General features: G+C 65.6%; 11 protein-coding genes. 10 read left to right on the top strand and 1 reads right to left on the bottom strand.

Annotated elements, in window-relative coordinates; translation table 11 throughout:
- The first annotated feature begins 3 nt into the window (after positions 1-3).
- The 10 genes from gspD (at position 4) to H040_RS03365 (ending at position 8,705) form a co-directional block, all read left to right on the top strand.
- Positions 4-1,956 (top strand): type II secretion system secretin GspD, encoded by a 1,953-nt coding sequence (gspD, locus tag H040_RS03315; RefSeq protein ID WP_112312769.1) that lies wholly within the window; start codon positions 4-6, stop codon positions 1,954-1,956.
- Positions 1,956-3,404, top strand: coding sequence for a GspE/PulE family protein (locus H040_RS03320; RefSeq protein ID WP_027920128.1), 1,449 nt, complete (start codon positions 1,956-1,958; stop codon positions 3,402-3,404). Before gspD ends, H040_RS03320 begins: the two co-directional genes overlap by 1 nt.
- Before the next feature lie 3 nt (positions 3,405-3,407).
- On the top strand, positions 3,408-4,610 hold the full coding sequence (gene gspF, locus H040_RS03325; protein ID WP_027920127.1) for a type II secretion system inner membrane protein GspF: 1,203 nt from the start codon (positions 3,408-3,410) through the stop codon (positions 4,608-4,610).
- Between the two features lie 17 nt (positions 4,611-4,627).
- A complete protein-coding gene (gene gspG / locus H040_RS03330) occupies positions 4,628-5,062 on the top strand; it encodes a type II secretion system major pseudopilin GspG (RefSeq protein WP_027920126.1) in 435 nt (144 codons plus the stop codon).
- 3 nt (positions 5,063-5,065) lie between these two features.
- Positions 5,066-5,503: a type II secretion system minor pseudopilin GspH gene (gspH, locus tag H040_RS03335; RefSeq protein ID WP_027920125.1), complete on the top strand. Its 438-nt coding sequence runs from the start codon at positions 5,066-5,068 to the stop codon at positions 5,501-5,503.
- Positions 5,500-5,868, top strand: coding sequence for a type II secretion system protein GspI (locus H040_RS03340; protein WP_027920124.1), 369 nt, complete (start codon positions 5,500-5,502; stop codon positions 5,866-5,868). Before gspH ends, H040_RS03340 begins: the two co-directional genes overlap by 4 nt.
- A gap of 134 nt (positions 5,869-6,002) precedes the next feature.
- A complete protein-coding gene (locus tag H040_RS03350) occupies positions 6,003-6,593 on the top strand; it encodes a PulJ/GspJ family protein (protein WP_027920123.1) in 591 nt (196 codons plus the stop codon).
- Positions 6,590-7,666 carry a type II secretion system protein GspL gene (locus H040_RS03355; protein ID WP_027920122.1) on the top strand — a complete coding sequence of 359 codons (1,077 nt, stop codon included), beginning with the start codon at positions 6,590-6,592 and terminating at the stop codon, positions 7,664-7,666. The genes H040_RS03350 and H040_RS03355 overlap by 4 nt, the downstream gene beginning before the upstream one ends.
- Positions 7,663-8,049 (top strand): type II secretion system protein GspM, encoded by a 387-nt coding sequence (gspM, locus tag H040_RS03360; RefSeq protein ID WP_027920121.1) that lies wholly within the window; start codon positions 7,663-7,665, stop codon positions 8,047-8,049. The genes H040_RS03355 and gspM overlap by 4 nt, the downstream gene beginning before the upstream one ends.
- Positions 8,046-8,705 carry a type II secretion system protein N gene (locus H040_RS03365; RefSeq protein ID WP_027920120.1) on the top strand — a complete coding sequence of 220 codons (660 nt, stop codon included), beginning with the start codon at positions 8,046-8,048 and terminating at the stop codon, positions 8,703-8,705. The genes gspM and H040_RS03365 overlap by 4 nt, the downstream gene beginning before the upstream one ends.
- A gap of 319 nt (positions 8,706-9,024) precedes the next feature.
- On the opposite strand, the gene H040_RS03370 is transcribed toward H040_RS03365, so the two are convergent.
- Positions 9,025-13,551 carry a hemagglutinin repeat-containing protein gene (locus tag H040_RS03370; RefSeq protein WP_027920119.1) on the bottom strand — a complete coding sequence of 1,509 codons (4,527 nt, stop codon included), beginning with the start codon at positions 13,549-13,551 and terminating at the stop codon, positions 9,025-9,027.
- Positions 13,552-13,574 lie beyond the last annotated feature (23 nt).

The following is a 13,574-nucleotide window of genomic DNA, read 5'->3' on the forward strand; positions in this document are numbered from 1 at the left end:
ATGATGTTTGCCAGATACTGCGTGGCTGCGGCCTTGAGCCTGGGCCTGTCACTCGCCTGGGCAGAAGAGCCGGAAACCTTCGATGACAACGGCACGCCGTTGTACGAGGTGAACTTCGTCGACACCGAACTGGGCGAATTCATCGACAGCGTGTCGCGCATCACTGGCACCACCTTCATCGTCGACCCGCGGGTCAAGGGCAAGGTCACCGTACGCACCGTCGACCGCCACGATGCCGATGCCATCTACGACATCTTCCTCGCCCAGCTGCGCGCTCAGGGCTACGCCGCTGTCGACCTGCCCAACGGCAGCGTGAAGATCGTTCCTGACCAGGCCGCACGCCTGGAGCCGGTGCCGGTCGAGCCAGCGGGCAAACAAGGCGAGGGCAGCGACAGTGTGGCCACCCGGGTGTTCAATGTGCGCAATGCCGCCAGCGAACAGATGCTCGGCATCCTCAAGCCGCTGATCGACCCCCGCGTTGGCGTGATCACGCCGTACCCCGCGGCCAACCTGCTGGTGGTCACCGATTGGCGCAGCAACCTGCAACGTATCGACAGCCTGCTGCGCCAGCTCGACCAGGTCAGTGACGAGCCGCTGCAGGTAATGCCGCTGCGCCATGCCAGCGCTGCCGACACCGCCCAGTTGCTCACCCGCCTGCTGGCCCGCGAGCAAGGCGTCGACAGCACGCAAGTGGTCGCCGACCCGCGCAGCAATGCCTTGCTGGTACGCGGCAGCACCGAGCGGGTGCGGGCATTGCTCGGCCAGCTCGACCGCCCCAGCGACAACCAGCACAACAGCAATACCCAGGTCATGTACCTGCGCCACGCCAATGCGGCTGAAGTGGTCAAGGTGCTGCGCGGCCTCAGCCAGGAAGGCGCAGTGCCTGGCGAAGCGGCAGGCGAAGGAGAGGGCAAGGAGCGCCCGGTGATGGCTGCCGCCAGCGACTCCGGCATCCGTCTTGAATACGAAGAAGGCACCAATGCCGTGGTCATGGTCGGCCCCGACAGCGAACTGGCGGCCTACCGCTCGATCGTCGAACAGCTGGACATCCGCCGCGCCCAGGTGGTGGTCGAGGCGATCATCGCCGAGGTGTCCGACAGCCGCGCCCAGGAGCTGGGCGTGCAGTGGTTGTTCGCCGATGAGAAGTTCGGCGCCGGCATCGTCAACTTCGGCAGCAACGGGGTAAACATTGCCAACATCGCCGGCGCTGCCGCCAGTGGCGACAACGAGGCACTGGGTGACCTGCTGTCGTCCACCGCCGGGGCTACGGCCGGCTTTGGCCATATCGGCGGCGGTTTCAACTTCGCCATGCTGATCAACGCCCTCAAGGGCAAGAGCGGCTTCAACCTGTTGTCGACACCAACCCTGCTGACCCTGGACAACGCCGAGGCGTCGATCCTGGTCGGCCAGGAGGTGCCTTTCGTGACCGGCTCGGTCACCCAGAATAACGCCAACCCTTACCAGACCATCGAGCGCAAGGAAGTCGGCGTGAAACTGCGCATCAAGCCGCAGATCAACATCGACAACAGCGTGCGCCTGGACATCGTCCAGGAGGTCTCGTCGATTGCCGATTCCAGGGCCGCCAGCGACGTGATCACCAACAAGCGCGAGATCAAGACCAAGGTCATGGTCGAAGACAACGGCCTGGTCATCCTCGGCGGGCTGATCAGCGACGAACTCAGCACCAGCGACCAGCGCGTGCCGTTTCTGGGTGACATTCCCGGCCTGGGCCGGCTGTTCCGTTCCGATGCCAGCAAGAACACCAAGCAGAACCTGATGGTGTTCATCCGCCCGCGCATCCTGCGCGATGGGCCGAGCCTGGCAGGCCTGAGCGAAGACAAATACCGCACCTTGCAGCAGACCACGCCGTTGCAGTTGCCCGACCTGGCCGAGGGCACGCCGTTGCTGCAGGTGTTCCCCGCCAGCCGTGCGCGCCTTGAAGGCGGTAACTGGTGATGTTGCCTTATCGGCTGGCCCGGCAGGCCGGGTTGGCCATGGCTGCGGCTGAAGAAGGCTGGCAGCTGTGGCTGCGCAGCGACGCCGACAGCGACCAGTTGCAGGAATTGCTGCGCGTGCATGGCCGGCCCATGGCGCTGGAATACCTTGAGCCTGCGGAGTTCGACAAGCGCCTTGGCCAGCTTTATGAAGCCGGCGCCGGCGCGACCGAAGCGCTGATGGAAGGTATCGGCGAGCAGGTCGACCTCGACAGCCTGATGAGCGAAATGCCGCGTATCGAGGACTTGCTCGAAAGCGACGACGAAGCCCCGGTGATCCGCCTTATCAACGGCTTGTTCGGCCAGGCGTTGCGGCTGCGTGCCTCGGACATTCACATCGAAACCTTCGAGCAGAGCCTGGTGGTGCGCTTGCGCGTCGATGGCCACCTGCGCGAGGTGCTGCGGCCACCGCGGGCACTGTCGGCGATGCTGGTGTCGCGGATCAAAGTCATGGCACGGCTGGACATTGCCGAGAAACGCCAGCCTCAGGATGGCCGCATCACCTTGCGCGCGGCAGGTCGGGAAGTGGACGTGCGGGTGTCGACGCTGCCTGGCATCCACGGTGAGCGTGTGGTGATGCGGGTGCTCGACAAGCAGGCCAGCCTGCTGGCGCTAGGCAATTTGGGCATGCCCGCTGCCGTGCTGCAGGGCTTGCGCAGTTGCCTGGCGCGGCCCAACGGCATCGTCCTGTCCACCGGCCCGACCGGCTCGGGCAAGACCACCACGCTGTACGCCAGCCTCAACAGCCTCAATGACGGCAGCCGTAACATCCTCACCGTCGAGGACCCCGTGGAATACGCCATCGCCGGCATTGGCCAGACCGCCATCAACCCACGTGCGGGGTTGACGTTCGCCAGTGGCCTGCGCGCCATTCTGCGCCAGGACCCGGACGTGATCATGCTGGGTGAAATCCGCGACCAAGAGACCGCGCAGATCGCCGTGCAGGCCAGCCTCACTGGCCACCTGGTGCTGTCGACGCTGCACACCAACAGCGCGGTGGGTGCAGTCACGCGCTTGCGCGACATGGGCATCGAGCCGTTCCTGATCGCCTCGTGCCTTCGCGGTGTGCTGGCCCAGCGGCTCGTCAGGCGGCTGTGCCAGTGTGCGGTTGCGCAACCCTTGCAGCCGGCCGAACGCGCCCTGTGGCCGGAACTGGCGGCACTGCACAGCAGCTATCACGCGGTCGGTTGCGAGCACTGCCAGGGCAGCGGGTATGTCGGCCGCCTGGGGCTTTATGAATTCATCGAACTGGATACCGGCCTGGTCGGCCTGCTGTACGACGGTGCCAGCGAACTGGCCATGCAGGATTACCTGGCCGAGCGCCGGCAAAGCCTGGTGGCGATGGCCAGCGACTGCCTGGCCCGCGGCGAAACCAGCCTGGCCGAAGTGCTGCGTGTGGTGCAGGGCTGACCGATGCCGACCTTTCGCTACCAAGCCGTCGACCTCGCCGGCAAGACCCACAAAGCCAGCCTGCAGGCTGACAGCGAACGCCATGCACGCCAGCTGCTGCGCGAGCAGGGCCTGTTCCCGCGGCAACTGCAACGGCATGAAGCCGGCAGCCGCCAACCGCGCCGCCAACGCCTGAGCCGGGCCCAGCTGTGCGAGTTGACCCGCCAGCTGGCAACCCTGACCGGTGCCGGTATCCCGCTGGTCGATGCGCTGGCCACGCTTGAACGGCAACTGCGCGAACCGGCCTTGCATGGCGTGTTGGTGGCCTTGCGCGGCTCGCTGGCTGAAGGCCTCGGCCTAGCCCGCAGCCTTGCCCGTCAAGGGGCGCCTTTTACCGGTTTGTACTGCGCGCTGGTCGAGGCCGGCGAGCGCTCCGGGCGCCTGGCCCAGGTGCTGACCCGGCTGGCCGATCACCTCGAGCAGGTGCAGCGCCAGCAGCACAAGGCGCGCACCGCCCTGATCTACCCCTGCGTGCTGATGGGCGTGTCGCTGGCAGTGGTGGTCGGCCTGATGACCTTCGTCGTGCCCAAGCTCACCGAACAGTTCGCCCACGCCGGGCAGAGCCTGCCGTTGATCACCTCGCTGCTGATCGGCCTGAGCCAGGGCTTGGTACATGCAGGCCCGTGGCTGCTAGGGCTGGCGCTGGCTTTCGGCGTGCTGGGCAGCTGGCTGCTGCGCTCGCCGCAGTGGCGCCTGCGCCGCGACGAACTGCTGCTGCGCCTGCCGCGCATCGGCCTATTGCTGCAGGTGCTGGAAAGCGCCCGCCTGGCACGCAGCCTGGCGATCCTCTGCAGCAGTGGCGTGGCCCTGCTCGAAGCGTTGCAGGTGGCCACTGAAACCGTTGGCAACCGGCGCATTCGCCTGGCCATGGAGCAAGTGCGCCAGCAGGTGCAGGGCGGCACCAGCCTGCACCGCGCCCTGGATGCCAGCCAACAGTTCCCGCCATTGCTGGTGAACATGGTCGGCAGCGGCGAGGCCAGCGGCACCTTGGCCGACATGCTCGAACGCGTCGCCGACGACCAGGAGCGCGGTTTTGCCCGCCAGGTGGACACCGCCATGGCGCTTTTCGAACCCCTGATGATCCTGGTGATGGGCGCCGTGGTGCTGTTCATCGTGCTCGCGGTGCTGTTACCGATCATGCAACTCAACCAGGGCCTGCAACTGTGAAAACAAGGAGTACTTCCATGCAGCATCGACGCAACCGCCAGCGCGGCTTCACCCTGATGGAAATCATGGTGGTGATCTTCATCATCGGCCTGCTGATCGCCGTGGTCGCGCCCAGCGTGCTGGGCAATCAGGACAAGGCCATGAAACAGAAAGTCATGGCCGACCTGGCGACCCTGGAGCAGGCGCTGGACATGTACCGCCTGGACAACCTGCGCTTCCCCAGCAACGAACAGGGACTGACCGCGCTGGTGAAAAAACCGACCCAGGAGCCCCTGCCACGCAGCTGGCGCAGCGACGGCTATGTGCGCCGCCTGCCGGAAGACCCATGGGGCACCCCATACCAGTACCGCATGCCCGGTGAGCATGGGCGGGTCGATGTGTATTCGCTGGGCGCCGATGGGGTGCCCGGTGGCGAAGGCCAGGATGCTGACCTTGGTAACTGGGCGTTGTGACCGATGCGCGACCAGCGTGGCTTCAGCCTACTCGAATTGCTGGTGGTTCTGGCGATTGCCGGGCTCATGACCGGCATGGCGGTGGCCTGGCTCGACAGTGGCAAGGCCAGCGTCGACCAGGCGCTGCAACGGCTGGCCGTGGAAACCCGCAGCCAGGCGGCGCTGGCCCGGCATGCCGGGCAACTGCGTGGGCTGCGCTGGACCGGTCAGCGACCGGAGTTCGTGCGCCGTGAGGGCGACGGCTGGGTGGTCGAGGCAGGCGCCCCGCTTGATTGGCCAAAGGGCCTGCGCCCTGACTGGCCGGCCAGCGCGCAGCCACGTGTTCTGTTCACGCCGCAGGGCTGGGCGCAGCCGGGCTCGGTGCAATGGCGCTGGGCGCAAGGCCGCCAGCGTTGGGAGTGGGGCCGTGACGGCCAGTTGCGTGTGGCGATGGCGCCATGAGACGCAAGCAGCGCGGGTTCACCTTGCTGGAAGTGACCGTGGCCCTGGCGATCGCTGCGGTGCTGGCGGTCATCACCAGCCAGGTGTTGCGCCAGCGCCTGGCGGTGCAGGCCAACGTGCAGCAGCATCGTCTGGGCGTGCTCTGCGCTCGGGAGCTGCAGGCGCGCTTTGCCGTCGAGCAGTATTGGCCGGCCAGCAACCAGGTCGATGGCGTACTCAGTCAAGGTGGCCAGGCCTGCCATTGGCAAATGCAGCTGCGCCGCACCGGCGTGCGCGACCTGCGCCGTGGCGAGCTGCAGCTGTATGCCGACCGCGACCAGCGCGTGCCGTTAGGGCAGTACACCCTGTTTCTGGAGCAGCCATGATTGGCAACGCTCGTGAAACTTGCGCGGACCTTGTGGGAACGGGTACACCCGCGAAGCAGGCATCGCGGTGCATGGCACCGGCTTTGCCGGTGTTTGCGGGTGAACCCGCAACCACAGGGGAGCAGTGTCTGCCCCTGAAACGGCGTCAGGCGGGCCTGACGCTAATCGAACTGATGGTGGCCATGGCCCTGACCGCGCTGCTCGGGGTCATGCTGGCGGCGTTGGTCAACGGCTGGCTCAAGGTGCGCGAGCGGCTACAGGTAAACACGCAGGAAACCAGCGTGCTGGAGTTCTGCCTGGCCCTGGAACGGCGCTTCGACAGCCCGGTGTTGCGCCGCCTGTATGAACAGCGCCTGCCCCTGGCCAGTCGCTGGTTCGACTGGCAGGCCGACCGCCAGCAGTTGCTGTGGGTGGCCGCCGCCGCCTTGCCCGAGGCCGAAGGCGGCTCGCGCCTGCAACGCCAGCGCGTGCGCTTTGATGTGCGTGATCAGCGCCTGCTGTTGGAGAGCTCCGCCGACCTCTACGCCGCCAGCGAGCCGCGCTGGGTGCTGCGCGAGCAACTGCCGCGTGTCAGCGCCATCAATATTCTTTACCACCAGGGTGGTCGCTGGCTGCCCTGGCCCTCCGACCAACCCGCGCACCCCGGCCGTGGCGTGCGCCTGGAATTGCAGCGTGATGGAGCACCCTATGTCTGCACCTTCATCCTCCCTTGGGGGCGTTCATGACGTTTGAATGGCGCCGCGCTACGCCAGCGCGACCGTGGTTACTGCTGCGCCCGGGCGAAGTCTGGGACTGGCTACTGGTCGAGGCAGGTGTCACCCAGCGCCAAGGGCAGGGCGAGCCACCGGCGAACCTGCAGGCACGGGTGGCACTGATCGTCCCTGGCGAATGTTGCAGCCAGTTTCAGCTGGCTGCGCCTCCCGGGATCAAGCGTGACGAGTGGCCGTTGTTGCTGGAGGACCGCTTGCTGCAGAACCCGGATGAAGTGCTATGTGCCTGCCTTTCACGGCAGGCAGGGCAATTGCACCTGATGGCGGTGGAGCGTCGATTGCTGGAGCCGTGGCGCGAGCAATGTGCCGAGTGGGGGCTGCAGGTCGAGTGCTGCTGGGCCGAGTTCCAGCTGCTGCCCACTCCCGAGCCGGGCAGCGCATGGCAATGGCAGCGCACAGCGGACGTCTCCCTTTGCAAAGGGCGGGGCGAGGGCGGAGTTGAACATTGGTTGGCCTGGCCCGCAGCGTTGGGCGAGCTGCCGCAGCAGCCTTGGTCGGGCCTGCACAAGCACGGGGTGACCAGCACTTGGCCCAGCTCATTGGCGGCACTCGACACATTGCCCAGCCTGTTTGATCGGCCCCGCCGGGCGCCTTCCCTATCACGGGTATCGCCGCAACAACTGCGCTTGCTTGTCGCTTGCCTGATGCTGGCCTCTGTGTGGGCCAGCCTCTGGCTGGGCCAGCAATGGCGGCAGGCGCAAACCTGGCGTGCGCAGGTGCTGGCGGTGACCGGCGAACAGGCCAGCGCCCGGCAAGCGGCGCAGGCCCTCAAGCGTATGCGGGAAACCGAACTGCAACAGCAATTGCGCGAACGTCAGCTCGAAGACCTGCAGGCACGTCTGCAAGCGTGGCTGCATGAGCACCCGTCCTGGCGCCTGCGTGCAGTGCGTTTCGATGGCCAACGTTGGCACCTGCGCCTGGATGGCGATGGCGCCGCGCCGCCGTGGACCGAGATGGCCAGCGCTGTGGGCGCTGCTGTGCAGGTACAGGACGGGCAGGTGGTGTTCGACCTGGGAGCAGCAACATGAATCGGGCCTGGATACAGCGTCATCGCCTGCGCCTGGCATGGGCCCTGATTGGCTGCCTGCTGGGCTTGTTGGCCGTGCGTGAAGGCCTGGCGCAATGGCGTGACCTGAGCCTGTGGCGCGAACTGGCAGCTCAAGCCGCAAACATTCAGGGCGGCCCGGGTGTGAGCCTGGAGCGCTTGCGCCAGTCAGCCCAGGCCCGGCGAATCGATCTGACTGACGTCGATGTGCAAGGCAAAAACTGGCAACTGCGGGGCCAGGTAGCGGATGAGCGTGTGTTGCAGGGCTGGTTGCAAAGCCTGCGTGCGGAAGGTGTGCAGCCCTTGCAGTGGGGGCTTGAGCAGGATACCAAGGGCCTGCGCTTGGACCTGGTGCTGCAGCCATGAACCGTCGCGGGCTGTTGTGGTGCGTGATGGTGTTCTCCTTGACCTTGCTGGTGGAGTTGCCGGCCGCTTGGGTGGCGCGCGGAGTTGGCCTGCCGGCACGTGATGTCAGCGGCAGCTTGTGGCATGGCCAGGCACAGCAGTTGGGGCCGGTCGGGCCGCTGCGCTGGGCATTGCGGCCATGGCGCATGCAGGCCGATGCACAGCTCGGTTTCCAGGGCCAGGCCTGGCAATTGCGCGCCGAAGGCTGGCCATTGCGCTGGCGGCTGGAAGCCGCGGCATTGGCCGCCCAGGCAACAGTGCTGACGGATTACCGCCTGGCCGGGCAGTGGCAAGGGGGGCTGCGCTTGCAGGGCGCAGGGCGCCAGTGTCGCAGTAGCGAAGGGCGGCTGAGTGTTACTGACTTGGCCTTGAGTGAGCCATGGTCGCTGGGGTTGGGGCAGGGCTGGGTGGAAATGGATTGCCGCGCTGGCTGGCGTTTGCGTGGGCAATTGGCGCAGCAGGGGCAGCATGAGCTGAAGCTGGATGCTGACCTTGCGGGGCGTAAGGCTCAGGTGATGTTCGACTTGCAGAGTGAGGCGGCGCTGACGCCGTTGCTGCGAGGCGTGCAGTGGTTGGGGCCGCAGGCCCTGGTGGGGCGGCGCGAGGTGCGTTGGTAGGTTGGGTGAGGGATTGGGGCAGGGCCACCATGTGCCTGCCTTGAGATGTTTAGTGCCTGTGAGATCGAGCGCCGCCCGCGCGGCGCATCGCGGATAAATCCGCTCCTACATCTGTTGCAACGTGCCGAACCTGTTACGCCATGGTTGCCTGCCTTGGCGCATGACTTGAGCCGTGTAAACCGGCTGACAACCATGGCCTTACAGGCGTGGCACGTTGCAACAGATGTAGGAGCGGATTTATCCGCGATGCGCCGCGCGGGCGGCGCTCGATCTTACAGGCGCTGAACATCTCAAGGCAGGCACCTGCGCGCCTCCCCCCTTATTTCACCTTACCCTGCACACTGGAAACCCACTGCTCACTCCGGCTATGCCCACTGGTCCTCAGCAACCCCAGGTCCAGCGCATTCTCGCCATCTGCAGCCCCCTTACCCTTGGCCATCTCGGCAATCGCCGTGCCCAGGTCAACCGGCGAATTGGACGCATCGATCGATACATCCCGACGGTAATCATTGCCACTCAAGGTTTCCTGGCTCACCGAGCCGGCATCGAGCGCTACCGCACCCTTGGCCGACTGCAGGCGTGCGCCAACCAGCTGTGCTTGGCCCCCCACCTTCAACTCGACACCGTCACTGCCCTTGAGAACCGCCTGTTGCGCCACACTGTCGCGCTGCACATGCGACACCTCAAGGCTGAAGGTCGGCGAGAAGCCTGGGTCGGCCTTGCTCAACGCCGAGCCGGCTTTTTCCTTGACCTTGCCACCCAGTGGCCCGGCCAGCGAGGTGGCGGCGTTGACGTAACCCTGCGGGTTCTTTTCCTGGCTCAGGCGTGCATCGCCCTTCACTGTCAGGCTGTCGACGCTGTCCTTGCGGCTGGCGATGCGCAGGTCGCCATCGATCGCGCCGGTGATGCGCTCGGCTTCCAGGCTGGCACCTTCGATACGGGTATCACCACGGCTTTGCAGGTCGATGGTTTCGGCGCGCAAGTTGCTGGCGTTCCAGGTCTGGTTGTCGCGCTTGTCCAGCTCGACCTTGGCGCGCCCATGCAGGCCTCGGGTGTGGGGGGTACCTGTGGCCATGTTGAAACCGGCCCCGGCGCTGATGTCGAGGTTGTTGCGCTGCTCCTGATTGGAAGAAGCCTCGATCAGCATGCCGCCGCGGGACGCATCGAGTTCGATCTGCTCGGCTGATGCCTGCAGGCCTTGAAGGTGCAGGGCAATGTCTTCGCGAGCGCGGCTGCTGAGGGTCAGCTTGCCAGCACTGGCGAATTGGGCATCGACAGCCTGACGGGTGTTTTCATCCTGCTTGCCATGGGTGAAATGGCCACCGATGCCACCGCCTTTGGTGTCGCCCCTCTTGCCTGCCAGCTCCAGGCCACCGCCGAGTTTGCCGCCTGCAGCTTGCTGGGTGTCGTTGCCTGCCTTGACCTGCAGGCGACCGTCACTGTACACCAGAATGTCGCCGGTCTTGGCCTCGCGATTGCCAATACGGGTGCCTTCGAGCGACAGATCACCCACGCTGCTGAGGCGTACCTCACCCTTGGCGTCGATCTGTGCCACGCGAGCCTTGGTTTGCTCGGCCAGCTGCTGCGCGTTGTCGAGATAGCCGCGGCCGTCGAAGCCGGTGCTGCCAGGGCGGTTGCCGACCTTGGCCCAGGCGTTGCCGTCAAGCTGGCGGGTCAGTTGCTCGGTGTGGTCGCTGGCCTGGGTCAACGACAGGCTGCCAGCGCTGTGGATGACCACTTTGCCTTCGCCACCGTTCATGCGTGTGCCTTCATAGCGGCCATCGCTTCCCAGCTGGACCTGGATGCCCTGTTGCCCATACAGGCTGCCGGGCACTGCGGTAATGGCCGTGGCGTGTTTGTCCAGCGAGCCCCCCTTGCCTGCGGCGCGCACGTTCACGTCACTTCCAGCGCTGGTGTCCACGCGCAGGTCACCGCCATAGGCCAAGCGCTGCACGCTGTCCTCCTCTGTGTTTTCGGCTGCGCGCACCGTATGCTCCTGGGCATCGATCAGCAATTTGCCGGCCTCTGCACGCCAAGCGGTACCTTCGTCGTCGATCCTCTCGGCCTTGACCTCGACTTTCGCGCCAGACAGCTCGCTGACCTGGGCGATGCCTCGGCGCTGGTTCTCCAGGCGCTTGAGATGCTCCACGGTCATGTCGGCGCCGACGCTGGGCGCCGCCATCGCGTCTTCGGGCGATGCCTGCTGGAAGCGTGCGGCTTCTTCGCCCAGCACCAGCCGTTCAATCGGCCGGGTCAGGTCACGGTATTCGACACTGGCGCCGAGGCTGCCGGACCACTCGCTGCGTAGTTCTTCGCGCTCGTGGGTCTCCTGGACCGCACGGTTGTCGATGCGCTTGGCAAAGACCTTGAGGGTAGCGCCGGCAGTGACCCGTGCGGCTTCGGTAACCAGTTCGTCCGCTTCGAGCTTCAGGTTGCCACTGGCCTGCAGCTCGCTGCGTTGGGCCTTGTTGTCGCGTTCGGTGACCACGCTGCTGTTGTGATGGCCTTCGAACAGGCTACCCAGGCGGTCGATGCCGCCCGTGACGGTCAAACCACCGCCGCTCTGGCTTGCGCGGGTGGTCGATTCGCGCTCATTGCGGGTGGCGCCCAGTGTCAATTGCCTGGCCTTCACGTCGAGGTCGCCAGCACTGGCCTGGACTGTGGAACCGTTGACCTGCAGGTGTGCCTCGCTGGCCAGGCCAACCGTGGCGCCCTTCAGCTCGCTGGCAACCTGCGTGGTGTCGCGCACCTTTTCGTGGCGAGTGCTCACTTCATAGGCCACGCCTGCTGCGTACTGGCGCGACTCCGGCTTGCCGTCTTCGGCGTTCTGGGTTTGCCGGGCACTGGCAGTCAAGCCACGTTGCCGATCGCGGGTTTCGCTTTCCTGGACCGTTTGTGCGCTGCCGATCAGCACATCGCCCTTGGCTTCGACCTGCAGATGCGCGCCGGCTTCGACCTTGGCCCCCTGGATGCGCAGCTCATCGGCACTGGCCAGGCGCAGGTTGCTGGACGAGCTGACATCGCTGACCAGCACCTGCTGTTGCCTTGTGGTGTCTTCGTGGTCGCTGCCGATCAGGCCGAACAGCTTGCTGTCGCTTGCGCGTTTGGTGGAGCGGGTACTGCCATGGTCGGCTTCGATCGCCAGTGCGCCTTTTTCGCTGTACAGCACGGCATCCTCCTTGCCGTGCACGGTGCTGCCCTTGATGCTGACCTGGTCGGCGTGGATGTTCAGTTTGCCACCGGCGGTGACGCTGCTGCCGGCAACGCTGCGGCCTTCGGTGTCGTTGCCCTTGCGATCGCCGAAGAAGGTCCCGGAGACCAGGTCGCCACGGTAGTTGCTGTCGTTGCTGCGTTGCTGCAGGGCGGTTGTGCCGACCTCGACTCGCCTGGCGTTGATGTCCATGTCGCTGCGGCTATGCAGGCTGCTGCCTTCGACGGTTAGTGTGTCTTTGGCTTTGACCGTCATGCGTTGGGCACTCAATGCGCTGGGCCGTGCGCGCTCTGTGTACGTGTCGGTGTCGCTATCACCGCGCCAGAGGTCCTTGCGATGGCGCACCTGCTCTTTGAACTGCGTGCTGTCGATACCGGCGGCGATGTCCAGGTTGGCGCCGCTGTCGAGGGTTACGTCACCACCTGCCTTCACCTGGGCGGCGACCAGGCGCATGTTGGCGCCGGACTGCAGCGTGATGCTGTCGCTGCCCTCCAATTGCACACCGCGTTGCTGGCGCTCGGTGGTGGTGCTGTTGCGGCTGTAGGTTTCGCGGGTGATGAACAGGAACTTCTTGTTCCAGCTGTCGCGGTCGTGGCCAATGTTTTCACGGGTCTCGGCGTCCAGGGTGAGCTGCTTGCCAGCCTTGGCTTCGATACGCTCGGCCTTGCCGTCGACGGCGCTCAGCGTCAGGTCATCGGCGGCTGTAAGCTGCAAACTGCCGCGTTCGCTGTGCAGTTCGGCAGGCTGGTCGGCCTCGCCACTGACGTGCAATGAGCCAGCCGAGTGGATGGCGATGCCGCTGTCAGCCTTGGCCTTTACCGGCCCCATGCGTACCCCGGCACCTTCGGCGGTGCTGACCACCCGAATACGCCCGGCGCGCATGGCGCCGAACAGGTTGGCGTCGATGCTCGACGGGGTGCCCGGCAGGTGTTCGAGGACCTGGCCATCGGCATGGGCGATGCGATTGCGGCCAACGGTCACGTTGAGGTCACCCTTGGCCATGAGCAAGCCCTGCTGGTCCACCTTGGGGGCAATGAGCTCAAGCGCACCCTCGGCATTGCTCTGGCCGCCCTGCAGCACCTGTAAAGTGCCACCGGCATTCAATGTGTTGAAGTTTTGCAACTGCTCATCCTGCAATTCAGGTGTGCCGACCACGAACCCTGCGCGGGTGGTGTTGATGAAACTGCCGCCATTGAGGGTGATCCCGTTGGGGTTGGCGAGAATGTAGTCGGCGGGGCGGCCGAAGATTTCCTGCGGGCCTTCGATCAGCGAGGCATTGCGGCTGATCACCTCGTTGAGAATGGTCGACGCCGCCTGGCCCTGGAATTGCGGGTTGGCGGCCAGTGCGCCGGCCAGTTGCGACTGGCCGCCCTGCAGGGCGTTGTTCAGCACCACACCGGGTTGTGCGACGTTGTAGTCGAGGAACTGGTTATGCGACAGGCCACTGGCGTTGGGTGGGACGATGTCGATCACCGGTACGCCGTGATCGTTGTTGATGATAGGGGTGCCTGCGGGGCCGCTGGCGGCCTCCAGGCCCCCTTGCGCGAAAGCACTGGTGGGCCCGAGCAGCGCGAGGAAGATGGCCCAGCGTAAGGTATCCGGGCGAGTAGACGGTAACGGCGAGCGTTTATGCATGTTCTCGTTCTCTTTGTTGTGGG

Source organism: Pseudomonas sp. URMO17WK12:I7 (assembly GCF_003269045.1).
GTDB classification, from domain to species: domain Bacteria; phylum Pseudomonadota; class Gammaproteobacteria; order Pseudomonadales; family Pseudomonadaceae; genus Aquipseudomonas; species Aquipseudomonas putida_J.

Bases quoted from the DNA above. Each gene is read 5' to 3' on its own strand.
- gspD (WP_112312769.1), top strand. From the start codon at position 4: ATGTTTGCCAGATACTGCGTGGCTGCGGCCTTGAGCCTGGGCCTGTCA.
- H040_RS03320 (WP_027920128.1), top strand. From the start codon at position 1,956: ATGTTGCCTTATCGGCTGGCCCGGCAGGCCGGGTTGGCCATGGCTGCG.
- gspF (WP_027920127.1), top strand. From the start codon at position 3,408: ATGCCGACCTTTCGCTACCAAGCCGTCGACCTCGCCGGCAAGACCCAC.
- gspG (WP_027920126.1), top strand. From the start codon at position 4,628: ATGCAGCATCGACGCAACCGCCAGCGCGGCTTCACCCTGATGGAAATC.
- gspH (WP_027920125.1), top strand. From the start codon at position 5,066: ATGCGCGACCAGCGTGGCTTCAGCCTACTCGAATTGCTGGTGGTTCTG.
- H040_RS03340 (WP_027920124.1), top strand. From the start codon at position 5,500: ATGAGACGCAAGCAGCGCGGGTTCACCTTGCTGGAAGTGACCGTGGCC.
- H040_RS03355 (WP_027920122.1), top strand. From the start codon at position 6,590: ATGACGTTTGAATGGCGCCGCGCTACGCCAGCGCGACCGTGGTTACTG.
- gspM (WP_027920121.1), top strand. From the start codon at position 7,663: ATGAATCGGGCCTGGATACAGCGTCATCGCCTGCGCCTGGCATGGGCC.
- H040_RS03365 (WP_027920120.1), top strand. From the start codon at position 8,046: ATGAACCGTCGCGGGCTGTTGTGGTGCGTGATGGTGTTCTCCTTGACC.
- H040_RS03370 (WP_027920119.1), bottom strand. From the start codon at position 13,551: ATGCATAAACGCTCGCCGTTACCGTCTACTCGCCCGGATACCTTACGC.